The following is a 25,474-nucleotide window of genomic DNA, read 5'->3' as shown; positions in this document are numbered from 1 at the left end:
CTCGGTTTTTCTAAATACTTAACCCTCTATAGAGTTGGCTTTTTCGTCAATTACTTTTCTTAGAACTTTGATGTGTTCAGGATTTGTTCCGCAGCATCCTCCAATTATTCGAACTTTTTTGTATTGATTAAGAAAATCACCCAATGCTTCACCCATCTTCTCAGGAGTCATCTTGTATACTGCCTGACCACCTTCATTTTCAGGCATGCCGGCATTTGGAACCACCAAAATATTATGTTCATTTTGCTCATCAAGCCACCTTACACTTGGCGTCATCTCAATTGGACCAGTAGAACAATTCATTCCAAAAATGTCAATTCCCATATCAGAAACAGTGGTGTATGCAGCTTGGATGTTTGTTCCAAGCAACATCTTTCCATATTGATCCAGAGTGGTGTTTGCAATTATTGGAACTTTTTTTCCAGTTTTTTCCATGGCCTCATGGCATGCTTCAATTACCAATTTTACTTCCAAAATATCTTGACTTGTTTCAATTAGTAATGCATCAACACCGCCAAGAATCAGCCCTTCTGCTTGAAGTTTGAATGCTTCTCGGATTTCATCAAGGGGTTTTTGTCCCAAATCAGGATCATTTGAGCTTGGAAGAAATCCAGAAGGACCCATAGAACCAATCACATATCGTGGTCGGTCAGAATATTCTTGACATACTTCAAATGCGAGTTGTGCAATTTTTTTATTAAATTCAATTGTTTGATCACCAAAACCGTATTCATCTAGTTTAATTTTGTTTGAGCCAAAAGAATTTGTTTCAATACAATCAGCTCCGGCATCCAGATAACGTCTGTGAATTTGTTTAATCCAATCAGGATGAGTTATCACCAAGCCATCATTGAATCCATCTTGATTGTTTGGAAAGTCTTCTGGTTTTGGATTGAATTTTTGAATTTCAGTTCCCATTGCGCCATCAAAAAGTAAAACTCTGTTTTGTAATGCATTTAGAAAAGATTCTTTTTCAGTCAATTTAATTTCAAAATGAGTTTGTACAGTTTAACTCTTTTCAGAAAAAACCACTAGACAAAGTATTGATACGTATGTTGAAATTAGGTCAGAGGAGATTTCTAGTACATTTATGCAAAAAGTTCAAGTAAACAATCTAGTACGTAGTGCCACATTTTTTCAGCACGCTGGAATCTCCATTATCTTTGTATTCATGCCCATTATTGCCCAAGGCGTCACAGAATCAGTCTTTGAGATAGGGCTTTTGGTAGCCTCGTTTAGTTTTGCCCAAATTTTATCTGAGATTTATTTTGGCAGGCACTCTGACAAAAAAGGAACAAGGCTCAAGTTCATTAGAATTGGGTTCATTGGCTGTGCAATTGCGTTTGGAATGCATTATTTTGCAACAGATCTTTCCATGTTCTTTCTTGTAAGAATTGCAGCGGGAATTGCAAGTGGAATAATGATTCCCGCAATGATTGCATACACATATGAGGCAAATCATGACAAAAAAAGGGCTGCAACAGTAATCTCATTTCATGCATTAGGATGGATGGCAGGAATTGCAGCAGCTGGACTTGCAAATGATTTGCAATTAATTTTCTTGATTAGTGCAGCATCATTTGTAGTGGGATTATTATTTACAATTAAACTTCCAAATCCAGAACAAGAAAAAGAAGTAGAGCCTGGTACTACAAAAAGAGTTATTTCAAAAAACAAATTTCTTTTCTTGTCATTATTACTACGACATATTGGAGCAGCAGCAGTTTGGGTAATTCTCCCAATAATGATTGTAGATAAATGGGGCGGAGAACTTTATCACATATCAATTGTATACACAGCAAATACCATGACTGCTTTTATCTTGATGAATGTAATGGCAAGCAAAATTCATCTTTCAAATGTTACCAAATTCAAGATAGGAATTGGTTGTACAACATTTGTCTTTATAGGATTATCATTTGTAAGTGAATGGTGGATGGCAATGCCATTCATGTCATTAGTTGGCGCAACTTGGGCATTCTTGTTTATTGGAGGAAACTTTCATCTAATGGAAAACAATCCACGTTCAACTTCGACTGGGATTTTTAGTTCAACATTGTCAATTGCAACAGTTGTAGGTCCTGTAATTGCAGGAACAATTGCATTTTTGTTTGACTATGTTGCAGTGATGTATTTTGCAATTGTAATTATTGTGTGTGCGTTTGCAGTATCACTTAAAGTTAGAAATTAAATCAGAATCAAAAAAATTTTGTTGTTATTTGGAGATAAACTTGTCATCACTAGCAGAGTGCTCTTTGGAAAGATGCTCCATAAATTCAGATTCTACGTATGTTTTGTATTTACATAAAGCGCATTTGTAGTCACGTTTTCCAAGAAGACCCTTTGCTTTTGATGCAGCTCGTGCAACAATGATCGTTAAAATCACAGCAATTATGGTTACGATGATTGCATAAACTATCATGGGACCCACTTGATCAGTAGGGCCAAAATATTCACGAAACAGTGCTTTAATGGCCTCATTCCAGGCTAGAGCAGCAACTAAACCAAAAGCTGCTGCAATCAAAGCTGCAATTTTATCTAAAATTTCATGTTTGATTGAAGTTGGTTCAGAATCATCTGCCATTAAATAAAATCATTAAAAATGAAATAAAAATGATTCTAGGCTATTCGTATTCATCTGTAAGACTTTTTCTATAAACATTCCAACATTGAGTGGGTTTTTTAACAGTAAAAGGATATTTCCAAATATCATTTTTGAAAATTGAATTTTTGGGATTTGCTAAAAAGAATTTTTGATTTTCAGTTCAGAGAACATACCTACTTTTTTATCCTATGAAAATCATCATAAATGATGGAAACAAGGTCTTTCACACAGCCCATCCCCCAGATAAAATATCTTGTAAAAAATAAGCTTTGGGCACAGGTGTTAGTTGCATTGTTTGTGGGATTGTTGGTAGGCCTTGCATTAGGACCTGAAACAGGATGGGTTGAAAAAGAAACTTCCGAAGTGATAACAGACTGGCTATCAATTCCTGCCAATCTGTTTCTAAAAATCATTCAAATGATCATAGTTCCATTAATCTTTGCATCAATCATCAGAGGTTTGACATCTTCAGGAAGTATTGAACAGTTACAAAAACTTGGATTGGGGGCTGCAGTGTATTTTGTAATAACTACTGCAATAGCACTTACAATTGGTATTGCTATTGCTACTACAATAGAACCAGGTAATTTCATTGATAGCGATTTGATTAGAGAAAGTTTTGGAATTGAGGATTTAGACCCAGTTGAAAGTTATGAACTTTCAATTCACGATATTCCTCAAAGCATAGTAGGTTTGGTTCCAAGCAATCCACTTTCTTCATTCATGTCCGGAGAGATGTTAAGCATAATCATTTTTGCATTAATTGTGGGCGTTGCAATGATCACACTACCACATAAAAGTTCAAAACCAATTCTTGATTTGTTAGAATCCATTCAAGATTTTACAATGAAGGTAGTGTCATGGGCAATGCGTCTTGCCCCGTTTGCAGCATTTGGACTGATGGCAGGAATAGTTTCAAAAATTGGACTTTCTGCGTTAACAGGACTTGGAGCATATATGGCAACAGTAGTTGCAGGACTTTTTGTAATGATGATAGTATACGTAATAATTATCAAATTTTTTGCAAAAAGACCTTTGGCATCTACTCTGGCAATCATAAAGGAGCCTCAGCTTCTAGCATTTTCAACATCGAGTTCTGCAGCAACAATGCCAGTATCTATCAAAACAGCAGAAGAAAAACTAAAGGTCAAACCCAAAGTTTCCCAATTCATTATTCCGTTAGGAGCCACAATTAACATGGACGGTACTGCCATGTATCAAATAATTGCAGTATTTTTCTTGGCACAGTTATTTGATGTCAATCTAAGCTTTACAACAATAATTTTAATTGCGCTGACGTCTCTTGCAGCATCAATTGGTGCCCCATCTGCACCAGGAACTGGAATTGTAATACTTTCAACAATTCTGATTGCGGCAGGAGTTCCAGCAGTTGGAGTTGTTTTACTTTTAGGTGTGGATAGAATATTAGATATGACTAGAACCATGGTTAATGTTACAGGAGACCTTACTGCCTGTATGTTCTTTGATAAAAGAGCAAAGATAGAAGAGCCGCCTAAAGTAGAATCATAAGGTTTCTAAAAAATAGAAAATAACACCAGATTACACAGTAGAGATTGAGATACCATCAAACAATTCTTCTGCTTTTTTGATAATTTCTTTGTCGTCTGCATCAGGTTCTGCAGTAATCAATACTAAATTCTCTCCAATAGGAACGCTCATGATAAGTTGTTTTGTTCTCCTTGATGCAATATAATCAATAGGGCCTAGTGAATCATCAAGTTCTTGTCTCATGTTAAAATCAAGCTGCATTTGCATATACACCATTCTTACTTTATCATCAGACAATAACGGATTTACTCCTTTTTTGAATCCGCCTGCGACAAGCCTTCCAAGCTCATTTATCACTCCCACGTGCCTTATCTTATTTTCTTGTAAGAGTTCCTGACAAGCTTTATCGAGATTTCGTATTTCCTCAACTGACAAAAGTCCCATCTAATCACATCCAGTAATTTGGGTAAATACAGTTTTTGTTTTAGTCATCATCAATGCTACCTCCTTGACCATACAATACATGCATGGTATAGGTATCGGTTACGTCAGGATAACTCCTTATTTTTTGAACAATTTTGTCTATCTTACCTGTATCAGAGGTAGATAGTTTGAGAAAAATATCGTATTTTCCCCACACTCCGTTTATCTCAACTATTTCAGGAATTTCTTTAAGTTCAGAAATAAGATTAATTTCACTTCCACCAGTACAGGAGAGAAGGACATATGCTTGCATACCTAAATTTCACCTGAAGTCCTTAATCGTTTCTTGTTTTTATGGTCTTTTTTCTGAAATACCTTTGTGTTGAAATTATCATATTGTGGGAAAAGATGATCAAACTTTTCCGTTATATTTTGCTCAGAAAAATAATTTGTACTAGATATCAGATTTCACCTCCTCATCTAACATGATTAATGAAGTGTACAGAATACTCTCATCTTTTGTAACAGTAGATAATTTGATGTCATTGACTTTACGATTTTGAATACAGGCATTGATTAATTTATCAAGTTCTGAAATACTATCAGATTGAACAATTTCGACTTTCATTTTTTACCACCATTGCCTAGGATGACAATCACAAATACATCCCTTAGTACATTTGATTCTCATACAATCTTGGCATCTTTTGTTTAGTAAATATTGCATAAACTAGTCATCATCCTTTAAAATCCATGATAGTCCTGCAATATCCATAGCAGTTGGAAGAGCGTTTTTGGCATCACTTCCAACCGGGAGTAATGGTCGGGTTTCAGTATGTAACATGTTTTGTTGCATGAAAGAAGAAACTCAAAAGTTTCTATTTAACTGCCTGAAAATTGTAAAAAATCAATATCAGAGTAACCAGTTGACTTCATTCTGAACCAACTCAATTATCTTTTTGTTTATTTTCAGAATTTACAACATAAAATAAAATGACGCAAGAAAAGAGAAGGTATACAGTTCAAAGAAAATGTGAAGACTGTACTAGAATGCATTGTTTAGATGGATGTGTTTGTGACTGTCATTCAAGGTATTGGGGATGAAATGAATTATAGTTGTCGTGAATGCAAATTCAAGTGGGAAGGGAACCCAGACACATTTTCTAAAGTATTAGAGCACGAAAGAACTCATAAATCACAAAAACCATCGGAATAAGAGTTTGGCATATAGAGTAATTAATCCCGAAAAATGTACTCATTCCATATCACTAAAGATGCCAGGGTTGAAAAACAAACGAGAATGTATGATGTGTCATAAAATTTTTGATGAACAAGGATCAGATAAATAAATGCCAGGCTATTTTGCAAAAAAATCAGATGGAATAGTACATCATTTAGGCACAGTAAAACCAGAATGTCAATTACATTCTATAGAAAAAGATGACAGAGTGTATTTTACTCCAGATTCGCTAGAAAATGCATTATCTCAAAAATTTGTTTCTTGTAAGTATTGTATAAAATAGAATATTGTAAAAACAAATAGTTGGAAAAAAACTAGTATCTGTGAATTGACATAACCTTACGCTTCTTTTTATGGTCATGTTTGTGGTCATTTTTTTCATCACAAGCACCACTTTCACAGGATACATCAACAACCTTTAGAATCTGACTCTTATGATGCAACAAATCATCATGGATTGCATGAGAAGTATGCATGTGATATGCAAGAATCAATACTACAAGGGCTATAAAATACAGCTGTTTGGGATCATTTGATTTTTCACCAGAGCAAGAATTATGGATTATGTTATTGAACCAAGTGTTAGTTGAGCAAGTTCAGAATTTAATCAACCACTCAGTATCTTAAAAGTTTGAATGTCGTATACACATTAAGTGAATTCGTGATAAGACAGTTGTCTTCTCCCGTTCCATGACAAGTCTGCCTTCATTTGAATTCACTTAAAGATCATATATTTTGAGAAATCATTCAAAACATCTTTCGTTCAATTTGTGGATTTGGTTTATGTTCATAATCCCATGAAAATTGAGTATTTTGAATGGTGGTTGCCTTGATTACTATCCAAAATGAAGGACATTCTTTATCAGGTAATCTTTGAGCTTTGCCAAAAATCTTTTCTGAATCAGAATTAATTAGAACATAATTAGTTCTCTTGTTTTCCTCATAGCAAATACTAAAGTTTGTCAAGATCTTGTTTGAACCAATTACTTTTGATGTAATGATTTTTGTTTCATATGAAAAATTGTTCGGACTGGCTGTCTTCAAGGTGTAGATTGGAGAATATTTTGAAATAAAGACAGAATCTTTGAACAACATCATGCATTTATCCATGATTGGGTATGCAGGGTATCGCTTTAGAAATCTCTCTTCTCCCATTTTCAGAAATTTTGAATACATGTGAATGCATCGTTTTTCATCGACTTTTTTTATTGAAATTTTGGCAAATGATTCCTGAATAGGATAATTTGAAAAAAGTAGTACAATCAACACTAGAGTTAGAATTTTTTTCATGTCTCATTTTCACTATAAAGGTAAGAAGGAATGAGAAAAGAAACACGTCTCAAGAGAAAAGCATTGACCAAAAAAGAGAGACATGTTTCTGTATTATGGTTATTCCTCATCAGTACTGGATTTTCGTTTTCTTTTTACCAATGTTTGGACCTCCAAAACCATGTACATGATTTCCAATATTTGAGACATAGAATAGTTATCTACCATCTGAATGAAATCAACAGGTTAACTTCCCACTAGAATCAAATCAAGAAATTTCATTCCCAAAATAAAAATAATATTGTGTTAAAGTCCATGAAAGATACGTGGGTTATTTACAGAGAAACATTTTGAAAGAATTTGCAAGGTTTGTAATAAAAAATTCCACAAACATCCAAACGTATACTGTTCTTTAAAATATACTAGTACACTGTTTTCATACGCTTTTTCTTTCGCAAGTCTTTTTCATGAAAAGAGGATTTTACAGAATAGTCGTATTCTGGGAACAGATGTTCAAATTCTTCTTCAATATTTTTCTCATCTACTGTATTTTCAGATCTAGAGTCACTGTTCAATGTTATTCCTACCATGCCTGTTTTGGATGGCAGTCACACATACATCCTTCAGAGCATCTCATCCTCTTACAATCATCACATCGTTTACTTGGTGTGTCATCCATTTCAAACTCGTTGTTAATTAGATGTCTTGCAGGATTTCTCAAAATAAATAATTAAAAAGTTGATTTTATACAAAATAAAGTCAACTAGTAAATATCTTAAATATCGTTATTATATTGCACGTGTATGAAATGTCAGTGCTCTAATGGTATGTTGTGCATGTTTCATTACGCTATAGAACATCCAGATTCTATAAAACCAAAAAATTAAGACTGTATTCCAAGCCTAAAATTCAACCCTAAATCGAAATTTTTGATTTAAATTAACTAAAACAGATTTTTGAAGATTTTTCTCATTTTTATTCTAAATTATTCATTCAAAAATTAATTCTAATTTCCAATATTTGAAAAAATAACGAGTTATCTATTTACAAGACGAAATCAACTAGTTTACTTTAGACTGACACAAATCAAGTAAATCATTCCTAAAATAAAAATAATAATTAACAAATTCGATGAAAACAATACGTAAAAAATTATTTTCAGAAGAAGAAAGTATTGAAAAAGTCTGCAAGTTGTGTGAAAAAAAATTCTCAAACCGTGCAAGTGAGTATTGCTCATCAGAATGTGCAAATAAAAGCATGGTGTAAAAAATGGAAAGCAGTGCATGCCCATGTTGTGGGAGAATAACCAAGGAAAACAATTCATTGTATTGTTCATATCAGTGTGAATTTATTGCATCAGTTACAAAAAAGAAATTTTACAATAGAAAAGATCTAAAATAATTTTTTGGTTAATTCAAAATGACTTATTCGCATTGTTTAAATTTATGAGTTCAGTGCTTCATTTGCCGTCATAAGGTTTGTAGGTAAAACCTAGTTGGTGTAATTCCATACGGAATGAAAAACCTTCAAATCTATTTTAAAATCATTTTATTTTTGAGAAGAAAAGTTCCAAGGAGTTTTCAAATTGTTTGTTTAGTTTTTGAAGTTGTGCGGTTTCTACAGAAAGAGTGTCTTTATCAAACCAGGGTGAAGACAAATACAATGAACGATTCATCTCTACTTGTATCCAAGGTAATGGATTATTACCATATGTTTTAGTTATGTGGCCACCATGAAATGGATCATTTAGAGAGATTTCGTGCCTGTCAATGGAATAGGACTCAGAAATACAGTCAGCTAAAAGTTCAATCATTTCATTTGAACATGTTTTGCCATCTTGATTTGAAAGACAAAACAAGGGTCTTTTTTTGTTGGCACCGTCAGGAGAAATTCCAGGAGCAACAGAGGCCATAGAATGGCAATCAAGGCATAAATGTAAATCCAATTCTGAAAAACTTTTTTGAATTGCACTGTGATACGGCAGGTAATACAATTCAATCAGCAAATCTCGTAAAGAGCCGTCTGGTTCTTTTCCTTTAATGTAAATTGGTTTTTCATAACAGGTCATGCTTTTGATCAAACCATCAGGATTGTCTGGAGGCATATCTTGTAATGAACGATTAAGATCAACAAAAGCTCTTGCAATTTCTGTTTTAATCACACGTTGTACCTTGTCTCCTAAATCATACATTTCTATAACAAAAGGATCAGAGTCATCAAACAAATCCTTGTTTGTAATTGTTAAATGACCATCAAGTTCTACAGGTTTTTTTAACCCACCATGAGGAATTGAAAGTAATACGGGTAGTTTATTCAATCTAATCCTTCTGCTGTGCCATCACGTCTAACTTCAGCTACTCCATGAAATCCTGTTTGAGATTGCAATTTCATTGTGGCATGAATTGCACCATGATAAAACGAATATCTTTCTTTTACAGAAATTTGATAACCCATATCTCGTAGATAATTAACAATTTCATTACGAAATCCACCTTCTTCTATACTTACTGTGCCACCTATTGAACAATGAAATCTAGGACGTCTAATTGCATCACTCATTGGAAGATTTCCATCAATAATTCTAGAAAGAAATTGGGTTACTGTTGAAAAAATTCTTTGACTTCCAGGACTTCCAACCACCATCCATACTTTTGAATCATTGAAAACCAATGCAGGGGATACCGAAGTCCAAGGAATCGCATTTGGTCTTATGTAGAATGGGTGGTTTGGATTTGTAAATTCAAAAGCAGACATGTAATTATTATACAAAAACCCCAACCCATCTGCTGCTGCCTTTGAGCCATATGCTAATTCGACAGATTGAGTTATTCCAACTGCATTACCGTCATTATCCATGGTTGAAAGATGTGTTGTATCCTCCCCACCAAATTCAGGATCTATCATAGGCAATGTTGCATCCATGGAATTATGAATAGAGTCAGCCATCTGTTTTGCAAATGATCTTTGCAGATGAAGTTTGTCTTTTGCTTGTTCATAGGTGTGACGATGAAATGGTCGTTGAAGTCTATGTACAAATGCCTTTCGAAACGTTTCAGCAACAAAATGATACGAACTGGGTTTTGAACTTCTAAGAAATTTTGAAGGTAAGTGATTCAACATCATTAGTGTAAGCAATAATGTGCGTCCTGCTGCAGGAGGAGGCAAAGTCACAATATCTAGATGGCGGTATTTTCTGCTAAGTGGTTTTTTGATAAGAGGTTCAGGCATAAATGCCAAGTCTTCATCTCTAATTAGACCTCCATTTTTTTTCATATCTTCAGAGATAGTTTTTGCAATAGATCCATGATAAAAAACAGTGTAACCATATTCAGAAATTATCTTTAGAGTTTCAGCTAAATCATCTTGAACAAATCTATCTCCAACATCATATGCTACCTCACCATCTTTTAGAAAGTATTTTGCACCAGATTTTGATTTTAATGAAAGAAAGTTTTCTAATTCCCTTTCTTGTAGATCATGTTGAAGTTTTGTAATTTTATAACCACGTTTTGCAATTCGTATGGAAGGTGCAACAATTTTTTGCCAATCCAATCGACCATATCTTTCATGTAAAAATCCTATTGTTGCCAAAGTACTTGGGATAGTAGTTGCCTTGTAACCTATTTTACGACGTCTTTTAGATTTGTATACGGATGAATGTGCTAATGAGGGGGCACGACTTGAACCATCAATTGCAAAAGATTTTCCATTAAAATGCACAATTCCCATGGATTGACCTCCAATTCCTGATGCTTGAGGCTCACATACGCCTAATGCCAAAGCAGTTGCACACGCAGCATCAATTGCATTTCCTCCTTTTTTGAGCATCTCAACTCCTGCTTTTGTAGCATCAGGGAATGCAGATGCAACCATTCCCTTTTTGGCAACAGAGCATTTTTTATCTGCAGTAGGAACAAATGATTTTTCTATATGATTTACATCCAAACTATTTTTTCTCCTAACTATGTGTTATATCCTTTCCACAATGAGGGCATGTATTGTTTTTCTGTTCTTTTCTTTTTCTTAATTCTTCAGTAAAAGCAGATGCCATGATACCTGTAGGAATTGCATATACTGCAATTCCTAAAATAGCAACACCTGCTGCAATGAATTTACCTGCAACAGTTACAGGATATACGTCACCATATCCTATTGTTGTAAGTGTAACAATTCCCCACCACATAGATGTAGGTATACTAGAAAATGCTTCTGGTTGTGCTTCATGCTCTGCATGATACATCAAACTAGATGCAAAAATCAAGACAATGAAAAGGATAAAGAATGCTACTGCCAAATCTCCTGCTTTTGATTTGAAAACTTCTCCAAGTGTCTGCATAGGTTCAGAATATCTTGCAAGTTTGAACATTCTAAAGAGTCTCAACAATCTTATGATTCTGATAAATCGCACATCTGCGACTACAAATGGCAAGAAGAATGGCAATATTGCAGCTAAATCAATTAGCATCATTGGAGAAAAAGCAAATCTCAACAGACCAAATTTTTTATTTTGATATTTTGGATTTAGTTTACAAACAATTAATCTTGCAGCATATTCTCCTGTGAAAACTAATACTGAAAATATTTCAAAAGGAGTAAACAAATATCCATACTCATCCAATACAGATTCTTCTGTTTCGACAATTACAACAAGAACATTTACTGCAATTAACGATATAATGAAAAATTGAAAGCCTCTTGCAATTTTGTCATTTGTGGTGCCTTCTAGAATCTCATATGTTCTTTGCAGTACAACATTAGTCATGAGAACTTGCTACATCCACCGTTTCTTTTTGAAATAGCCTATCATACATAGTGAAATAACACCCATCACACCAAGCATCACAAAATAACTTCCCTCCCAAGCTAATTCAGGAACATATGAGAAATTGGTACCATATATTCCAGCTATGAATGTTATTGGGATGAATATAGATGCAATAATTGTAAGAGTCTTCATGACTTCATTCATTTTGTTGCTTACACTAGAAAGATAGGTATCAAGCATTCCGCCAATTACATCTCTTAACCCCTCAATAGAATCAGTAACTTGAATGGTGTGATTATATACATCACGAAGATAAGGTCTTGTTCTTTCTGAAATCAAAATTGTAGAATCACGTTCTAAAGAGTTGATAATCTCTCGTCCAGGCCAAATTGCTTTTCTTAATGAAATCATTCTACGCTTGAGTGTTTGAATGGTCTGCATAGTCTCAGCAGTAGGATTCTGCATTAATTCTTCTTCAAGATTCTCAGTAATATCTCCAATTTTTTCTAATACCAAAAAGTAACTATCCACAATAGCATCAATTAGAGAATATGCCAAGTAATCACTTTGAACTTTGCGAATAGAGCCAGAATTGTTACGTAATCTTTTCCGAATTTCATCAAAAAAATCATCTGCGGTCTCTTGGAAAGTCAAGAGATAGTGTTCAGATAGTATTATTGATACTTGTTCTAGTTCTAGTTTTCCTGTTTTTGGATCATAGTGAGGCATCTTGAACATCATCATAACATAATCATCAGAAATCTCTACAGATGGACGCAGTTCGGTATTCATAATATTTGCTTGATGAAGTGAATGAATCCCAAAGTTGTTACCAAAAGTTTTGATTATTTCTGGATCATGTATACCAACTATGTTAACCCATGAAACATTTGGTTTGTTTTTTGAGTCTAGACATTGTTCAGAAGTTGCATCATGGATTTCGTTAATATCAGTATCATCATATTCTATTAGATCAATTGTAACTTTGTCGACTTTTTTCTCACCAACATGAATTAAAGCTCCAGGGCGTTGACCGATGGTGTCAGATATTGTAGTTTTTTGAGTTTTAGTTACATTTTTCATCAGTTTGAATCCTGCAATATCCTGTAAACCAATATCTCGAGTTATTTGTTTGACAGTTGAAGTTTTACTTGCAACACCAATTATGATAAAGCCCGCAATTATTGAAAAGATAATACTTACAGTTAAAGGAGTAAAATCGCCTATTAATGCAGCTTGATATATTGCAGATACATCAGTCTGAGAACCTGGTTGAACAACTAATCCTATAACCGAATCCAATAAGAAAAACAAGAAGGATATAGATGCACCAATAATTATTGCAGTAATTGCAGTGATTCTAGGTGGAATCTCAATATTTGCTTCGCCTTTATAGGGAGACATGAATTTTTTGTAGCGTATAATCAAAAGTGCAATGGCAGTGATGATAACAGTAGAAAGAATCCACCAAACTACAAGTAATGGACCTTGTGTAGAATCAATTTGTTCAACTCCAGAAATAAGATCTTGAATATTTCCAGTTAAAGGGATTGAGAGTAAAGATGTAGCTATGCCAATAATTATTTGATATAAAAACGCAAAAACAAATCCATAAACAAGTCTATTTGCAATTATTCCAATGTTATTTTTCATTAAAATTATTCCCCTTTAAACCACTAAAAAAACTTGAAATTCCAATCAAGATATCAAGTGTTGTAAATCGATATTCTAAACTCAATTTCCACCACACCTATACAAAACAGATGCAAGTAGAGCTGAACGCTCTGTTATGCTATCATGAAGTATGTATTCTTGTGTAGAGCGATATTTGTGACCAATAGGACCAAATCCATCTAATGCAGGTAATCTTGAAGGCACATTACTAATATCTGAAGACATTATCTGTTCATGTCGTCTTATTTTTAATTCATGTTTTTCAGCTAAATCTTCAACCATCTCATAGAATTTTTTGTCAGATTCCTCTTCAATGACTGGAGGTCTTGTTTGTATTTGGTTTATTGCAACTTCCAAGTTCTTTTGACCAGATTCTTTTTTCTTCATAATAGTTCTGATTTTAGAATCCATTGTTTTTCCCAATGAAGGAGTTTTGAAACTGCAAATTATAGACAAGGTAGCATAATTTGGAGTATGTCCATGAGTACCTTGTGCAATAACAGAAGTGGTTCTTAGACGATAATTCTTTTCATCTTTTGAAAGTTTTTCAATTGCAGTAATCTTTTTTCCAAGTATTGGAATTATTCCATGAATGTCTGAGGATGTGGAGTTAGGGGCTGTAAATCTAATTTGATAATCATTTCTCCCATAACATGTTGTAATTATGCCACCATCTTTGCTTGCAGATTTTAATCCAATAATGTATTTTGATTTTTTGGAATATTGTTGAACAATTTTTTTGCTAAAACGTCCTCCCAAACTATCATCAGTTGTAAGCAACACTCCGCATTTGATTTTCTTGAGTCTCTTTGCAAAACGTAAAGCATGTAATGCTCCTAACATTACAATCAAACCACCTTTACTTTCAGCTATACCAGACCCATAAATCCTATCATCATCTTCAAAATACGAGATAAGATCATTTGGCCCATAGTGAGTATCCATATGAGATATTATCAGGACGTCATTTTTTTCTTCTTCATGATTTTTAAAATAATGTATGTCACCAACTTCGAACTGCTTGTGCAAACGCTCATTGAATCCCAAATGTTTCAATCTCCGAGATAGCATTGTACCTAATTTATTCACATTATCGACATTACGTACGTGTGTGTTCAGATTAACAAAATCTCGTAAAGTGTCCTTTTGGTTTTGCAGATGACCTCTAAGATAAGTTCGAGCAACAACACGGAGTGGTTGAGTAAGATCTGCTTCAGTCTCTGTTGGTTGTGATGAGCCAAAATATCTAATGGTTGCGACGTCTAAAATTTTATTGATTAGAGATTCATAGGTATACCCAGCTGTTTTTGCAGCATAAAACAAAGAACCGCCCATGCCCAGACTTGCCATAGAATTTAGTTCTAAAATGTAAAGATTCTCATCTTTATCCATTCTAAAATCAACTCTGCTGTAGTCATTAAGACCTAATGCCGTAAATGCTTGAATACACATCTGTTTCATTTCTTCTGTTTTTTCTTTGGATAGTTTTGCAGGACAGATTTTATCAACTCCACCTGTTTTCTTTTTATCATCATTTGTTTGAATTTTGTCAGGATCACCCAAGTCAATTTCAACTATTGGAAGAACTTCGATGTTTGGACTATTTCCAATTAATCCTACTGCAAATTCTCGTCCAGAAACAAACTGTTCTACTAGAATATCTTGTTGAAATTTTTCAATTTGTATCGCCACTGCTTTTCGTAAATCATTCCAATTATCCACAACCTCCATCCCCATAGAAGTAGATTCTAATTTTGGTTTTACAATTACTGGAAAAACTAAATCATCAAATTTATCATCAGGTGTCTTGAATACCCAAAAACCAGGAGTGGAAATATTATTTTTTTGTAAAACGATTTTTGTCATCACCTTATCTTGCACAATTGCATGACCTGCAGGACCAGAACCTATGTAAGGAATACCAAGCATTTCCATCATTGCAGGAACATGAGTGTACCTGTTTTGTCCTTGAATGCCATATGCCATGTTGAAAACCATCCCAGGTTTTTCACCTGAGACTACTTTTGGCATAAATTCACGTAATTCATCAGCAAGGTGAATATCACCTTCAATGACTTTTACAGAGTGACCTCCTTTTTCAAGAGCTCTTGCAACTCTCTCAACAGCTTTTGTACTGTAATGCTCTTTTGTAGTCATTCCAAAAACATTGATAACATCATCTGGGTCGATTTTTTTCTCATTATAGATTAGAGAGACCTTCATTACATTCACTTTTTTTTAATTATATTTATACTAGTTTTGAGGAGATTTTTTCAAATTCCAGGCATTCTCGTTAATATCATGACATTTACATTCAGGGGATTTTCCTTTACAGGTTTTTTGATGTAATGTAGTATCACATTTGTTACAATCAGGATCCCTCCAACTTGCTTGATTTCCACAATTAGGACATCGCATAATTTTTGATGTTATATCAACTCTTTAAAGAAGAAGATTTTTGACAACATCTAAAAATCAAATAACTGCTTGACTTTATTCTGAATAAAGTCATGCAATAGTAGTTTGGAAAAAGTTGTCACATAGCTATAGCATTACGTAAAAACTATACACCTTTTCACTATAAGACATATTATTTTTCTGAAGATTTATCATGGCACAAACCAAAGCCCAAAAAAGTGCAGCTGCAAAAAAAGCAGCTATAACTAGAAAAAGAAATGCAAAGCTAAAAGCTGAAGCAGCAGAAAAAGCAGCAGCCCTAAGAAAGCGTAGAGCAGCAGCAAGAAAAAGAGCCGCAGCAGCAAGTGCACCAAAAAAACGTAGTGTAAAAAGAACTACAAAACGCACTGTAGCAAAAAAAGCAGCCCCAAAGAGAAAGGCAATCAAACGTAAAGCCACACCAAAGAGTAAAGTTGCAACAAAAAGATCAGCAACAAAAGCAAAAGGAAGAAAACGATAATTGTACTTCAACCTCTTTCTAGAATTTAGCTGTCATCAATCTAGAGAGAGACTTTAACTTGGAATCTTTTTTCCATTTTTTCTTTTATTAAAAAATTAAGGAGATATGAATTAAAATGAATGTAACATGTAAAAACTGTGGTAAGGAATTTGAATACTTTACGAGTGATTTTTGTTGTGACAAGTGTGCAGAAGACTATTTTATGCACGATAATTGATAAAAAATTTGTTTAGCATTTGTCAATGAAAATTCAGGCAGGAAATTAATTACTTTTTTTAAAAATATGAAACATGATAAAAGAATTTTTTGAATTCATTTGGGATTTAGTTTCAGGAAACTAATTTCTTAGATTATAAAACTCAACAGAATTCTATTTTTGTTTACAGAATCAGGTTGTGGTTATACAAGAAGTAATAATGCATGAAGTTTTGCTCTAGTCTCTAACAACTCAACACGTAATTCTGCAATGTTTAAAGCTATTTCGGTTACTTTTTCTTCTCCTGCAGAATCCAATTTCTTGGAAGTTAGTTGGGTGAGCAGTTTCCTTAGATCAGAAATATCTTTTTGTAATTGATCTATTTTTGTTTCTAATTTTGTAACATCATCAGATATTCCAGAATTTGTACTAATTTTAGGTGCAATAGAATTAGAATCTAGTGCATTAATCTTTGCGACCCCAACTTGACATGAATTTGGTATGATTTTATCAATCAGTTTTACAGTAGTTGAAGTAGAATCAGAAACAATAGTAATTACAGGTAGACGAACAGGATCATTTCCTGCACATGCTTCAAAGACAACATCATATCTCTTAAAATCTGGATTAGAAGATTCAGGTTTTCCAACTGATTCTGTAACAGAAATTAGATTGACAATCATTCCATCAAGTGGCTTACCAGTTATTGATTTTGGAATATCAAGTTCTGTTGCTCTAGCACTTGTTGGAAGATACAATACCATCAAATATCTTCTAAGTTGATCTTGAAGGCTCTTGAGTTCTTTTTTGAGAGACACTATATCACTTAGGGTTTCAGGATTTTGATCACCAGATTTTGGGATTTTTTGTTTAGCAGCAGTAATTCTTTCTTTCAAATCAGTTATTTGGTTTTCAAGTGAGGAGATTTTTTCAGAAATTCCTCCTTTGTTTAATAAAGTAGCAGAGATAGAATTTGGATCTGCGGCTTTAATGATTACTGAACTAGGATAACAAGAATTTGCTTTTAGCATCTCGGCAAGTTTTACATGTTTAGTTTCACTGTCAGAGGTCACAAATATTTCAGGAGATCTGACTGTTTTTGAAGCAGCACATGCTTCAAAGATATACGAATATCCAGAAATACCCGCAGTTGTAGTTCCTTTGATAATTTTTGTAGATTGTTTGACGGTTGCAATTTCATTAATGGTACCTGCAGGTTGTCCTTTCTTTGATTTGATCATCTTTATTTCATCAAGTTTTTTCTCAGTTAGTGGATTTGCCCATCCATTTTGAGATAGTTTTTCAGCAGTTGCTGGTTTTACACAAGATGCATTGCCATTGGACTTTTTGATAATTTTGACTAAGCCCTCACTGCAAATTACTTGCTCAGAGGTAAAATCAAGATTCATTTGTTGTCGAGGACTAATTACATCTGCAAATCCCTGAGTAGTAAAAGTACTTGATACCAAAATTAATCCTAAGAAAAATACTAAAAATGTGATTGATTTCATGATATGTGTCTTAAATCATTATTAAAAAGCATTTATGAGTTTACCTTAGTTCACAAAGAATCAAACTAGCTGATTTAATTCAGAATAAAGTCAACCATACAAAAATTATCTCATCTACAATTGACAAGGGTTTTTTGAAAATATCTAAAAACTAGTTTAATTCTTTTTATCTAGTCCTATATTTTTTAGGAATTTGTTTGTCTCACCTAGTGCATGTTTTTTAATTTTTAATCTGTCTTCTTGTTTGATAGATTTTGATGCTAAATGAAGCATCTCATCCATTAGATGAATCCCACCTCGAGCTCCTTTTTTGAGCCCTAATTGATATAGCAAAGGAAGTTTTGAAATGTCTGAGGTAACTTCCATTTTGATTTCAGGTACACTGAAAGATTTTTTGTCAGGAGTTTCAATTTCAGTGAATTTATCGACTACTTTGGAGAGTAAATTATCCAAATTTTCACCCAAATTACGCTCAAGTTTAGTATTTTTTTCTTTTCTTGCCATCATGACAATTCTTTTTATTTTTAGTAGAGCCTGATTTGTCTCCACAGATTCAAAATCATTTGCAGAAAGATCCAGTCCAAAATCTTGCATAAAAGTAGAAGCAATGTAAGATATTGCTTCTTTTCTACAAGATGCTTTTGTTGTTCCAAAAGGGCAGTTATCACAATTTGTTGTAAAGTATCTAGCACCACGTTGGCCAAAACTTGAAAGAATAATCTTGTCTTGATCTCGTAATTTTCCAACGGTTCTTGATACAAGTCCCTCATCAAGTAATAGTGCTTGAGATATTTCCTGATTAGAATAAGAACCCTCATCTATCAAATCCAATATTTCTTGTTCTAATTTACCTGGAGAACGTCTTGATGCTTCTTCTATTGCATCAGCTAGGTAATGGGAAACAAGTTTGTCCCCAGAGTCATGGTTGATGATGAAAGTTTTTCCATCATATTTTGCATCAAGACCAGATAAAGTCTCTGTTTTGATAATTTTTGCAAGAGCCTTATCAAGATTTTTTATTTTGAAATTTTTTAGTAATTCATCTAGATTTTTTTTTGAGATTTTTGTTTTACCGGTTGCAAATATGTGGTATAATGCCCAACGAATCTTTCGTTCATCACTTCGTTCAATTAATCGAAGTAGTTTGCAAAAGTCATCTATCCGAGTCCATTTTATATCAGAAAGATCATCTTTGGTGTTTTTAACAAATAGTGTCCTATCTAGAGTCTTGCAGAATTCTTCAAATTGTTTTACAAGTTCAGATTTTTTGATTTTGGATGCTTGTTTTATTTTTGTACTTTTTGGAATTAATTCTAAAAAATCATCTTTAAGAACAGTATTTTCATCTCTTAGTGATTTTGTCTCATATCGTAAAAATTCGAAAAATCCAATAGAATTATCAAGTAATGAGGAGGGTAAAAAAACTCGTAATCCGTTAAGGTTTGAAGACGATAATCCCATACAAGTCTAAAATGGTTTGATTATTTATGCGTATTAAAACAACTAGATGACTAGAGTTTTGTTCAAAATAACTGGTTTGACTAAAATAGAATCTAGACAAAAATATCCTCCCTTAATACCAAAAATTGGTTTTCTCTTTTAATGAGTACAACTCTAATGATATCTCACAACGAGATGGGGCAACTCGAGCCACAGACAATTCTGGTTGAAAGCAGACCAGTAGAAGACAGCAGAAAACTTTCAGCAAATACAGAATCAATTAAAACACAAGTTCTTACTTGGGAAGACTTTAGAGGTGTTTTCTAAATGGTTTTCCTTAATGATAATTTGTTTAATCAAGTAAGAAATGTAGTTCAAAACCGTTTCAAAAAGAAGAGAATTGCATTAGAGTTTGATGATGAATTGTTAGAAAACTACAAGTAACAATTCTAAATTAATTTCAACAGCATCAGTACGTTCTATCAGTGATGGCTCACAAATTTTTATTCTTCTGTTCCCTTGGTGATTAGAACAGGACACTTAGCATGCGCAAGTACTCCATTTGCTACACTTCCCAGCACAATTTTTCTAAAACCGGTTCTTCCATGTGAACCAATTACGATCAAATCAACTTTATTCTTGTCAGCAAAAGTTACAATTCCATCAGAAGGTGAAGGGTTGTGAATTATTTCCATTGAGAATGGAATATTTTTTGCATTTGCTTTATCTTCAAGTTTCTTTAGCATTACAGTTGCAGTATCTTTCTCTTCTTCTTGAATCTCTTGCATCCTCTCAAGAGAAATCCCTGCAGAATCAGATACTTTTGATTGTAATACAGTTACAACTACAAGTTTTGATTCAAATTTTTCAGATATCTCTAATGCTTTCTCAAATGCTTTTTGAGAATATCCTGAGCCATCAAATGGGACCAAAATTTTTTCCAACATACAGTTGTGTTTTTAGGTATATTTATTGTTAAATTATAGAATCAGTTTTGAGATTTATCTTAATCCCCATCTAGACATTACTTTGTCTTCTAATTTCTTGAAAACAACACCATCAACTGCAAGACCAATTCCCATGATTACAAGCATTATTGCAATAACTTGGGAAACATCATTTAGTGAACGACCAGCATTGAGTAAAAAGCCCAATCCTAGGAATGAAAACAGAATTTCTGCTCCAATTACACCTCTCCAAGCAAAGGCCCAGCCTTGTTTAAAGCCTGAAATCATGTATGGGAATGCTGCAGGAATCAATACTGCAGTTACAAGTTGGCTTCCTTTTGCACCCATGTTTCTTGCAGCCTCGATGAAATGAGGATTAATGTTTTTGACGCCAGTGTAGGTGTTGATTGTAACAGCAAAAATTGCACCAATTGCAGTAACAAAAATAATTCCACCATCAGTTAAACCAAACCAAAGAATTGCAAGTGGCACCCATGCAATAGATGGAATAGATTGTAAACCCAATACTAAAGAACCAACAGTTTGATTGACAACTTCAACTCTTGCCATAAAAATTCCTAAAACAATACCACCACCAATTGCAATAGCCAGTCCAACTGCTAATCTCCACATACTAGTTGCAATGCCATAAAACAAACTTCCATCTGCTGCACTATAACCCAAGTCTTCAGCTACTTCATAGGGAGATGGAAAAACATTATCTGGCCAAAGTCCAGTCATTGCAGTTATTTGCCAAACAACAATGATTGCAATGTAAAATGCAATTCTATGAGGAGTGTAATTTTTTGCCACAATAATCACTCTTTGTTTTTCTTTACCTCAGGTCTTAGTTCGGCTAACAAGTCTTGTTGAAATTTCAATAAAGATTCATCTTCAGTAACTCTAGGTCTTGGAAAATCATTATCAACTTCTTTTTTGATTACAGATGGACGGTTACTAAACACTGCAACTTTGGTTCCAAGTACTGCGGCTTCTGCAACACTATGAGTTACAAATAGAATAGTCTTTTTTGTTTTCTCCCAAATTAATTGCATCTCTACTAGTAGTAAATCACGAGTTTGTGCATCAAGTGCTGCAAATGGTTCATCCATAAGCAATACATCAGGATCCATTACAAGAGCTCTAGCAATTGCTACACGTTGTTTCATCCCTGTTGAAAGTTGGTAAGTGTAAGAATCAGTGAATTTTGTTAATTGCATCATGTCAAGATATCTGTGAGATATCTTTGCACGTTCTTCTTTTGGTATTCCTGCCATTTTTAATCCAAACTCCACATTATCCTGTACTGTGAGCCATGGGAATAGTGCACCTTCTTGAAAGACCATAATTCTTTCAGGTCCAGTCTCATTTACAGGATGACCATCAAAGAGTATCTGACCATCATCAGGCTTTTCCAAGCCTGCAACTATGCGCAAAAATGTAGATTTTCCACATCCAGAAGGTCCTATCAAACATACAAAGTCGCCAGACTCTACCTTGAGGTCTATGCCGCCTAGAGCTTTGAGTTTATGAGAATCATGGCTGAAATATTTGACTATATTCTTAGCCTCTAGTTTGGTCATTGTGAACTAGTCTCCTCTAGAGAATTTGTATCAAAGCTGTAAAAAATTCCAGACAAATCATATCCATTTCTTCCAAGATAACCCAAGGCATCAGCCTTTTCAGCAAAGGAGAAAACAGAGTCAGGTTTAGGATCTGCAGTTATCAAAATATTTGATAATGCAGTATCTACAACATCATCAGACAAAGATTGTCCAAGGTATGAAGTTAGAAAATCATTGAAAACAATTCTAGTGTCTTTTGGATTTGCCTGAATCCAAATCACTGTTTCATGATGCGCGCGTATAAAGTCATCCCAAATAGGACTATTTTTGTCAACGTAATTTACATTTCCAATTAGCAGAACAGATGCAAATTCTTTGTCCGGCCAAAGTTCTTCTTCATGGAATAATCGTTTTCCATCAAGTTCAGTTTCTAAAATTGTGGCCCATGGTTCTGCAACCCATGCACCATCAATGTCACCCTTTACAAATAATGTGTAAATATCAGGATTTGGAATATTGTAAACAACAACACTACCTCCTTTCTCAGCAGGCTTTAGTTGGTTTTCAGCCAAAAAATGACGTAATGAAACATCTTGTGTGTTACCGATTTGAGGAGCAGCGATTTTTTTTCCTGCAAAGTCAGATGCAGAATTTATTTCTGAATCTGGATGCACAATAAAACTGGCACCGCCACTTGCAGCACCAGCAAGTATCTTTATGTTATGATTATCAGAATTTAAAAATCCGTTAATTGCAGGTCCAGGTCCGACATATGCAAGATCAACTGAATTTGCAAACAAAGCTTCTATTGCTTGTGGTCCACTATCAAATACTTTGGTTTCAATTTTAACATCATCACCAAGATGATCTTCAAAGAATCCTTTTTCCATCCCCACAATCGGTATGGCATGTCCAATGTTTGGAAAGTATGCTATTCGGAGTTTGTTCTCATTTGCACTATTACCAGAGTCAAGTGCAACTCCAAGTACGGAAAACACGACAATTGCGACTATTCCTGCAACGATTACCGAACGAATTTTCATAAAACAGCGTTATATTTGGCGGTTAAATAATCATCGAATTTTAGCTCAAGCTAGCCAGAAATTTTTCAGGAAAAAAATTGATTTGCAAGCCTATCACAAAAGATAAATTCCAAAATACGACGGAAAAGATGTTTTATGACTCAAAAAGGAATTCTTGCATTTTCTGGAGGACTAGACACTTCAGTTGTTGTAAAGTATCTACAAGATGAACATGACATGGATGTTGTCACAGTTACAGTTGATGTTGGACAAGGGGAAGATAATAAAAAAATTGCAGCAAAGGCAAAAAAATTAGGAGTAAAAAAACACTACAACATAGATGCAAGAAAAGAGTTTGTCAAAGATTACATTTTTCCATCAATTAAAGCAAATGCACTTTATCAAAAAAAATATTGTTTAGCAACAGCTCTTGCAAGACCACTAATTGCTGAAAAAGTTTTAGAGATTGCAAAAAAAGAAAAAGTCACATCCCTAGCACATGGTTGTTCTGGAAAAGGAAATGATCAAGTACGTTTTGACATTACTTTGCGTTCTGGTTCTAATCTTCCAATCATTGCACCAATTCGTGACAAGAACTTGGATAGAGTTACAGAATTAAAGTTTGCAAAAAAACACGGAATTGAAATTGATACCGTAGCAAAAAAATTCAGTATTGATCAAAACTTGTGGGGCCGTGCAATTGAAGGTGGTGTATTAGAAGACCCATACAATGAACCTCCTGATGATGCATTCATTTGGGTAAAAACAAAAAATTTGCCAGACAAACCAACATACTTGGAAATTAAATTTGCAAAAGGAATTCCAGTTGGGGTTGATGGCAAAACAATGGATGGCCAAAAATTAATTGAATACATCAACAAAAAGGCAGGAAATGCTGGAGTGGGAATTGTTGATCATATTGAAGATAGAGTTGTTGGAATAAAATCTCGTGAAGTCTATGAGACACCAGCTGCAACTTGTTTAATTGAAGCACATTCAGATTTAGAAAAGATGGTTCATACAAAACACGAAAACAAGTTCAAGTCAATAATTGATGATGAATGGGCATACCTAGCATATTCAGGATTATGGCAAGACCCACTAAAATCAGATTTAGATGGGTTTATCGAAGCATCTCAAAAGCCAGTTTCAGGCACAGTCAAGCTAAAACTGTACAAAGGAAGTCTAAGAGTAGTTGGAAGAAAATCAAATAATTCACTTTACAGTCATGAAATTGCCACATATGGTACAGAATCCACATTTGACCAAAGATTGGCCAAAGGATTTGTAGAATTGTGGGGAATGCAATCAACAGAAGCTAATAAATTACAAAAGAAAAGGTCAGAAAAAACATGAACTGCCCAGAATGTGACGCAACACTAAACATCCCAGATGATGCCGCAGTAGGAGAAATTGTCTCCTGTCCTGATTGTGGTGCTGACTTTGAAATCGCAAAAAAAGACGGATCAAATGTTGAGCTTAAACAAGCAGAAAGCGTAGGCGAAGACTGGGGAGAGTAATGTCAAAAGTCTGTATTGTGTTTGATCGCCTAAGAGCGGAAGAGAAGATGCTTCAAAAAGAAGCAGCTGAACTAGGACATGATATAGTGATGCTAGATGCAAAAATTACTCAAGTCAATACAGATAGTAAGAGAGAAGATTTTGATTTGGGAGATGTTGTTTTAGAAAGATGTGTAAGTTATTTTAGAGGACTGCATTTTACTGCGAGTCTTGAATTTATGGACATTCCTGTTCTAAACAAATTTGATGTTGCAAGTATTTGTGGAAACAAAATGTTCATGACATTGCTTTTGAAAAAAGCCGGAGTACCAACACCAAAAACATATTTTTCATTTACAAGTGAAAGTGCGTCTGAGAATTTAGAGAAAGTAGGATACCCACTAGTAATCAAACCAGTAATTGGTAGTTGGGGAAGAGGAGTAATGCCAATTAAAGATAAAGATACAATGGATGCAATTTCAGAAATCAGAGACATTACAGATAGTCCACATGACAGAATATACTACCTACAAGAACTAGTAGAAAGACCACCTAGAGACATTCGAGTCATCACCGTAGGAGATGAGCCTGTTGCAGCAATGTACAGAAAGTCCTCAGGAGGATTTAAGACAAACATTGCACTTGGTGCCGATCCAGAATTATGTGAGATCACAAAAGAGATGGAAGACATGGCAGCAAAAGCATCAAAGGCAATGGGAGGAGGAATTCTAGGAATAGACATGATGGAAGATGAAAAGAATGGCCTGGTGGTTCACGAAGTCAACAATACAGTAGAATTCAAGGGATTGGCAAGAGTTGCACAACGAAATATACCAAAAGAAATGGTAGAATTCGCTCTAAACTACATTAGGAAATAAATTATACTCCATTA

The 25,474-nt window shown here is 34.3% G+C and carries 31 protein-coding genes; 10 read left to right on the top strand and 21 right to left on the bottom strand.

Going from position 1 to position 25,474, the window contains the following annotated elements:
• Positions 1-18 precede the first annotated feature (18 nt).
• Entirely contained in the window at positions 19-981 is a 963-nt protein-coding gene (locus Nisw_RS07395) for a homocysteine S-methyltransferase family protein (protein WP_141977845.1), read from the bottom strand.
• 109 nt (positions 982-1,090) lie between these two features.
• Between Nisw_RS07395 and Nisw_RS07390 the strand changes: the two genes are divergently transcribed.
• Entirely contained in the window at positions 1,091-2,191 is a 1,101-nt protein-coding gene (locus Nisw_RS07390) for an MFS transporter (protein ID WP_141977843.1), read from the top strand.
• A 24-nt stretch (positions 2,192-2,215) separates the two neighbouring features.
• On the opposite strand, the gene Nisw_RS07385 is transcribed toward Nisw_RS07390, so the two are convergent.
• Positions 2,216-2,584: a DUF5654 family protein gene (locus Nisw_RS07385; RefSeq protein WP_141977841.1), complete on the bottom strand. Its 369-nt coding sequence runs from the start codon at positions 2,582-2,584 to the stop codon at positions 2,216-2,218.
• A gap of 228 nt (positions 2,585-2,812) precedes the next feature.
• On the opposite strand from Nisw_RS07385, the gene Nisw_RS07380 reads away from it, so the two are divergent.
• Positions 2,813-4,135, top strand: a complete 1,323-nt coding sequence (locus Nisw_RS07380; protein ID WP_141977839.1) for a dicarboxylate/amino acid:cation symporter — start codon at positions 2,813-2,815, stop codon at positions 4,133-4,135.
• Positions 4,136-4,165: 30 nt separating this feature from the next.
• Here the strand turns inward: Nisw_RS07380 and Nisw_RS07375 are convergent, their stop codons facing one another.
• The 4 genes from Nisw_RS07375 to Nisw_RS09465 form a co-directional block, all read right to left on the bottom strand.
• On the bottom strand, positions 4,166-4,558 hold the full coding sequence (locus Nisw_RS07375; protein WP_141977837.1) for a DUF6659 family protein: 393 nt from the start codon (positions 4,556-4,558) through the stop codon (positions 4,166-4,168).
• Between the two features lie 40 nt (positions 4,559-4,598).
• Positions 4,599-4,850, bottom strand: a complete 252-nt coding sequence (locus Nisw_RS07370) for an Lrp/AsnC ligand binding domain-containing protein (RefSeq protein WP_141977835.1) — start codon at positions 4,848-4,850, stop codon at positions 4,599-4,601.
• 141 nt (positions 4,851-4,991) lie between these two features.
• Entirely contained in the window at positions 4,992-5,165 is a 174-nt protein-coding gene (locus Nisw_RS09245; protein WP_185736601.1) for a hypothetical protein, read from the bottom strand.
• A 102-nt stretch (positions 5,166-5,267) separates the two neighbouring features.
• Positions 5,268-5,393 carry a hypothetical protein gene (locus tag Nisw_RS09465; protein WP_255430752.1) on the bottom strand — a complete coding sequence of 42 codons (126 nt, stop codon included), beginning with the start codon at positions 5,391-5,393 and terminating at the stop codon, positions 5,268-5,270.
• A gap of 364 nt (positions 5,394-5,757) precedes the next feature.
• Between Nisw_RS09465 and Nisw_RS09460 the strand changes: the two genes are divergently transcribed.
• The gene (locus Nisw_RS09460; protein WP_255430751.1) at positions 5,758-5,886 is read left to right on the top strand and encodes a hypothetical protein; all 129 of its coding nucleotides are present in this window, start codon (positions 5,758-5,760) and stop codon (positions 5,884-5,886) included.
• The gene (locus Nisw_RS09240; RefSeq protein WP_185736600.1) at positions 5,887-6,060 is read left to right on the top strand and encodes a hypothetical protein; all 174 of its coding nucleotides are present in this window, start codon (positions 5,887-5,889) and stop codon (positions 6,058-6,060) included. It begins immediately after the preceding gene.
• A gap of 464 nt (positions 6,061-6,524) precedes the next feature.
• Here Nisw_RS09240 and Nisw_RS07365 read toward each other — a convergent pair whose 3' ends face one another.
• From Nisw_RS07365 to Nisw_RS09230, 3 genes are all read right to left on the bottom strand, one after another.
• Positions 6,525-7,067 carry a hypothetical protein gene (locus tag Nisw_RS07365; protein ID WP_141977832.1) on the bottom strand — a complete coding sequence of 181 codons (543 nt, stop codon included), beginning with the start codon at positions 7,065-7,067 and terminating at the stop codon, positions 6,525-6,527.
• A gap of 401 nt (positions 7,068-7,468) precedes the next feature.
• Positions 7,469-7,636, bottom strand: coding sequence for a hypothetical protein (locus tag Nisw_RS09235; protein WP_185736599.1), 168 nt, complete (start codon positions 7,634-7,636; stop codon positions 7,469-7,471).
• A complete protein-coding gene (locus Nisw_RS09230) occupies positions 7,630-7,767 on the bottom strand; it encodes a hypothetical protein (protein ID WP_185736598.1) in 138 nt (45 codons plus the stop codon). Before Nisw_RS09230 ends, Nisw_RS09235 begins: the two co-directional genes overlap by 7 nt.
• A gap of 410 nt (positions 7,768-8,177) precedes the next feature.
• Between Nisw_RS09230 and Nisw_RS09455 the strand changes: the two genes are divergently transcribed.
• Positions 8,178-8,312, top strand: a complete 135-nt coding sequence (locus Nisw_RS09455) for a hypothetical protein (RefSeq protein WP_255430749.1) — start codon at positions 8,178-8,180, stop codon at positions 8,310-8,312.
• A 277-nt stretch (positions 8,313-8,589) separates the two neighbouring features.
• On the opposite strand, the gene Nisw_RS07360 is transcribed toward Nisw_RS09455, so the two are convergent.
• The 6 genes from Nisw_RS07360 to Nisw_RS09225 form a co-directional block, all read right to left on the bottom strand.
• A complete protein-coding gene (locus tag Nisw_RS07360) occupies positions 8,590-9,363 on the bottom strand; it encodes an N-formylglutamate amidohydrolase (RefSeq protein WP_141977831.1) in 774 nt (257 codons plus the stop codon).
• Positions 9,360-10,991 (bottom strand): gamma-glutamyltransferase, encoded by a 1,632-nt coding sequence (gene ggt, locus Nisw_RS07355; protein WP_141977830.1) that lies wholly within the window; start codon positions 10,989-10,991, stop codon positions 9,360-9,362. Before ggt ends, Nisw_RS07360 begins: the two co-directional genes overlap by 4 nt.
• A 13-nt stretch (positions 10,992-11,004) precedes the next feature.
• Entirely contained in the window at positions 11,005-11,808 is an 804-nt protein-coding gene (locus Nisw_RS07350; RefSeq protein ID WP_141977829.1) for an ion transporter, read from the bottom strand.
• A 9-nt stretch (positions 11,809-11,817) separates the two neighbouring features.
• Positions 11,818-13,464 (bottom strand): magnesium/cobalt transporter CorA, encoded by a 1,647-nt coding sequence (corA, locus tag Nisw_RS07345; protein ID WP_141977828.1) that lies wholly within the window; start codon positions 13,462-13,464, stop codon positions 11,818-11,820.
• Between the two features lie 81 nt (positions 13,465-13,545).
• Positions 13,546-15,708 carry a M20/M25/M40 family metallo-hydrolase gene (locus Nisw_RS07340; protein WP_141977827.1) on the bottom strand — a complete coding sequence of 721 codons (2,163 nt, stop codon included), beginning with the start codon at positions 15,706-15,708 and terminating at the stop codon, positions 13,546-13,548.
• A gap of 30 nt (positions 15,709-15,738) precedes the next feature.
• Positions 15,739-15,903, bottom strand: coding sequence for a hypothetical protein (locus Nisw_RS09225; RefSeq protein WP_185736597.1), 165 nt, complete (start codon positions 15,901-15,903; stop codon positions 15,739-15,741).
• 193 nt (positions 15,904-16,096) lie between these two features.
• Between Nisw_RS09225 and Nisw_RS07335 the strand changes: the two genes are divergently transcribed.
• The gene (locus tag Nisw_RS07335; protein WP_141977826.1) at positions 16,097-16,402 is read left to right on the top strand and encodes a histone; all 306 of its coding nucleotides are present in this window, start codon (positions 16,097-16,099) and stop codon (positions 16,400-16,402) included.
• Positions 16,403-16,801: 399 nt separating this feature from the next.
• On the opposite strand, the gene Nisw_RS07330 is transcribed toward Nisw_RS07335, so the two are convergent.
• Together Nisw_RS07330 and Nisw_RS07325 are read right to left on the bottom strand one after the other, a co-directional pair.
• On the bottom strand, positions 16,802-18,109 hold the full coding sequence (locus Nisw_RS07330) for a hypothetical protein (protein ID WP_141977824.1): 1,308 nt from the start codon (positions 18,107-18,109) through the stop codon (positions 16,802-16,804).
• A gap of 156 nt (positions 18,110-18,265) precedes the next feature.
• Positions 18,266-19,570 carry a hypothetical protein gene (locus Nisw_RS07325; protein ID WP_141977822.1) on the bottom strand — a complete coding sequence of 435 codons (1,305 nt, stop codon included), beginning with the start codon at positions 19,568-19,570 and terminating at the stop codon, positions 18,266-18,268.
• 141 nt (positions 19,571-19,711) lie between these two features.
• On the opposite strand from Nisw_RS07325, the gene Nisw_RS09220 reads away from it, so the two are divergent.
• Positions 19,712-19,876 carry a hypothetical protein gene (locus tag Nisw_RS09220; protein ID WP_185736596.1) on the top strand — a complete coding sequence of 55 codons (165 nt, stop codon included), beginning with the start codon at positions 19,712-19,714 and terminating at the stop codon, positions 19,874-19,876.
• 176 nt (positions 19,877-20,052) lie between these two features.
• On the opposite strand, the gene Nisw_RS07320 is transcribed toward Nisw_RS09220, so the two are convergent.
• From Nisw_RS07320 to Nisw_RS07305, 4 genes are read right to left on the bottom strand one after another with little or no spacing between them, the layout of a single operon-like run.
• Positions 20,053-20,496 (bottom strand): universal stress protein, encoded by a 444-nt coding sequence (locus Nisw_RS07320; protein WP_255430747.1) that lies wholly within the window; start codon positions 20,494-20,496, stop codon positions 20,053-20,055.
• Between the two features lie 54 nt (positions 20,497-20,550).
• On the bottom strand, positions 20,551-21,309 hold the full coding sequence (locus tag Nisw_RS07315) for an ABC transporter permease (protein WP_141977819.1): 759 nt from the start codon (positions 21,307-21,309) through the stop codon (positions 20,551-20,553).
• A gap of 5 nt (positions 21,310-21,314) precedes the next feature.
• A complete protein-coding gene (locus tag Nisw_RS07310) occupies positions 21,315-22,079 on the bottom strand; it encodes an ABC transporter ATP-binding protein (protein ID WP_141977817.1) in 765 nt (254 codons plus the stop codon).
• The gene (locus Nisw_RS07305) at positions 22,076-23,104 is read right to left on the bottom strand and encodes an ABC transporter substrate-binding protein (RefSeq protein ID WP_141977815.1); all 1,029 of its coding nucleotides are present in this window, start codon (positions 23,102-23,104) and stop codon (positions 22,076-22,078) included. The genes Nisw_RS07310 and Nisw_RS07305 overlap by 4 nt, the downstream gene beginning before the upstream one ends.
• Positions 23,105-23,239: 135 nt before the next feature.
• Between Nisw_RS07305 and Nisw_RS07300 the strand changes: the two genes are divergently transcribed.
• Genes Nisw_RS07300 through lysX form a run of 3 tightly spaced genes read left to right on the top strand, consistent with a single transcriptional unit; the run spans position 23,240 to position 25,460 of the window.
• Entirely contained in the window at positions 23,240-24,439 is a 1,200-nt protein-coding gene (locus tag Nisw_RS07300; RefSeq protein ID WP_141977813.1) for an argininosuccinate synthase, read from the top strand.
• Positions 24,436-24,603, top strand: a complete 168-nt coding sequence (gene lysW/argW / locus Nisw_RS07295; RefSeq protein ID WP_012215670.1) for an alpha-aminoadipate/glutamate carrier protein LysW — start codon at positions 24,436-24,438, stop codon at positions 24,601-24,603. The genes Nisw_RS07300 and lysW/argW overlap by 4 nt, the downstream gene beginning before the upstream one ends.
• Positions 24,603-25,460 carry a lysine biosynthesis protein LysX gene (lysX, locus tag Nisw_RS07290; protein ID WP_141977811.1) on the top strand — a complete coding sequence of 286 codons (858 nt, stop codon included), beginning with the start codon at positions 24,603-24,605 and terminating at the stop codon, positions 25,458-25,460. Before lysW/argW ends, lysX begins: the two co-directional genes overlap by 1 nt.
• The last annotated feature ends 14 nt before the right edge of the window (positions 25,461-25,474 follow it).

Origin of the sequence: Candidatus Nitrosopumilus sp. SW (assembly GCF_006740685.1) — an archaeon.
Lineage (GTDB): Archaea > Thermoproteota > Nitrososphaeria > Nitrososphaerales > Nitrosopumilaceae > Nitrosopumilus.
This window is presented reverse-complemented; position numbering and strand designations above follow the sequence as displayed.

Coding starts and splice junctions, on each gene's coding strand:
- Nisw_RS07390 (WP_141977843.1), top strand. CDS start 1,091: ATGCAAAAAGTTCAAGTAAACAATCTAGTACGTAGTGCCACATTTTTT.
- Nisw_RS07385 (WP_141977841.1), bottom strand. CDS start 2,584: ATGGCAGATGATTCTGAACCAACTTCAATCAAACATGAAATTTTAGAT.
- Nisw_RS07380 (WP_141977839.1), top strand. CDS start 2,813: ATGGAAACAAGGTCTTTCACACAGCCCATCCCCCAGATAAAATATCTT.
- Nisw_RS07375 (WP_141977837.1), bottom strand. CDS start 4,558: ATGGGACTTTTGTCAGTTGAGGAAATACGAAATCTCGATAAAGCTTGT.
- Nisw_RS07370 (WP_141977835.1), bottom strand. CDS start 4,850: ATGCAAGCATATGTCCTTCTCTCCTGTACTGGTGGAAGTGAAATTAAT.
- Nisw_RS09245 (WP_185736601.1), bottom strand. CDS start 5,165: ATGAAAGTCGAAATTGTTCAATCTGATAGTATTTCAGAACTTGATAAA.
- Nisw_RS09465 (WP_255430752.1), bottom strand. CDS start 5,393: ATGCAACAAAACATGTTACATACTGAAACCCGACCATTACTCCCGGTT.
- Nisw_RS09240 (WP_185736600.1), top strand. CDS start 5,887: ATGCCAGGCTATTTTGCAAAAAAATCAGATGGAATAGTACATCATTTA.
- Nisw_RS07365 (WP_141977832.1), bottom strand. CDS start 7,067: ATGAAAAAAATTCTAACTCTAGTGTTGATTGTACTACTTTTTTCAAAT.
- Nisw_RS09235 (WP_185736599.1), bottom strand. CDS start 7,636: ATGGTAGGAATAACATTGAACAGTGACTCTAGATCTGAAAATACAGTA.
- Nisw_RS09455 (WP_255430749.1), top strand. CDS start 8,178: ATGAAAACAATACGTAAAAAATTATTTTCAGAAGAAGAAAGTATTGAA.
- Nisw_RS07350 (WP_141977829.1), bottom strand. CDS start 11,808: ATGACTAATGTTGTACTGCAAAGAACATATGAGATTCTAGAAGGCACC.
- corA (WP_141977828.1), bottom strand. CDS start 13,464: ATGAAAAATAACATTGGAATAATTGCAAATAGACTTGTTTATGGATTT.
- Nisw_RS07340 (WP_141977827.1), bottom strand. CDS start 15,708: ATGAAGGTCTCTCTAATCTATAATGAGAAAAAAATCGACCCAGATGAT.
- Nisw_RS09225 (WP_185736597.1), bottom strand. CDS start 15,903: ATGCGATGTCCTAATTGTGGAAATCAAGCAAGTTGGAGGGATCCTGAT.
- Nisw_RS07335 (WP_141977826.1), top strand. CDS start 16,097: ATGGCACAAACCAAAGCCCAAAAAAGTGCAGCTGCAAAAAAAGCAGCT.
- Nisw_RS07330 (WP_141977824.1), bottom strand. CDS start 18,109: ATGAAATCAATCACATTTTTAGTATTTTTCTTAGGATTAATTTTGGTA.
- Nisw_RS07325 (WP_141977822.1), bottom strand. CDS start 19,570: ATGGGATTATCGTCTTCAAACCTTAACGGATTACGAGTTTTTTTACCC.
- Nisw_RS09220 (WP_185736596.1), top strand. CDS start 19,712: ATGAGTACAACTCTAATGATATCTCACAACGAGATGGGGCAACTCGAG.
- Nisw_RS07320 (WP_255430747.1), bottom strand. CDS start 20,496: ATGTTGGAAAAAATTTTGGTCCCATTTGATGGCTCAGGATATTCTCAA.
- Nisw_RS07310 (WP_141977817.1), bottom strand. CDS start 22,079: ATGACCAAACTAGAGGCTAAGAATATAGTCAAATATTTCAGCCATGAT.
- Nisw_RS07305 (WP_141977815.1), bottom strand. CDS start 23,104: ATGAAAATTCGTTCGGTAATCGTTGCAGGAATAGTCGCAATTGTCGTG.
- Nisw_RS07300 (WP_141977813.1), top strand. CDS start 23,240: ATGACTCAAAAAGGAATTCTTGCATTTTCTGGAGGACTAGACACTTCA.
- lysW/argW (WP_012215670.1), top strand. CDS start 24,436: ATGAACTGCCCAGAATGTGACGCAACACTAAACATCCCAGATGATGCC.
- lysX (WP_141977811.1), top strand. CDS start 24,603: ATGTCAAAAGTCTGTATTGTGTTTGATCGCCTAAGAGCGGAAGAGAAG.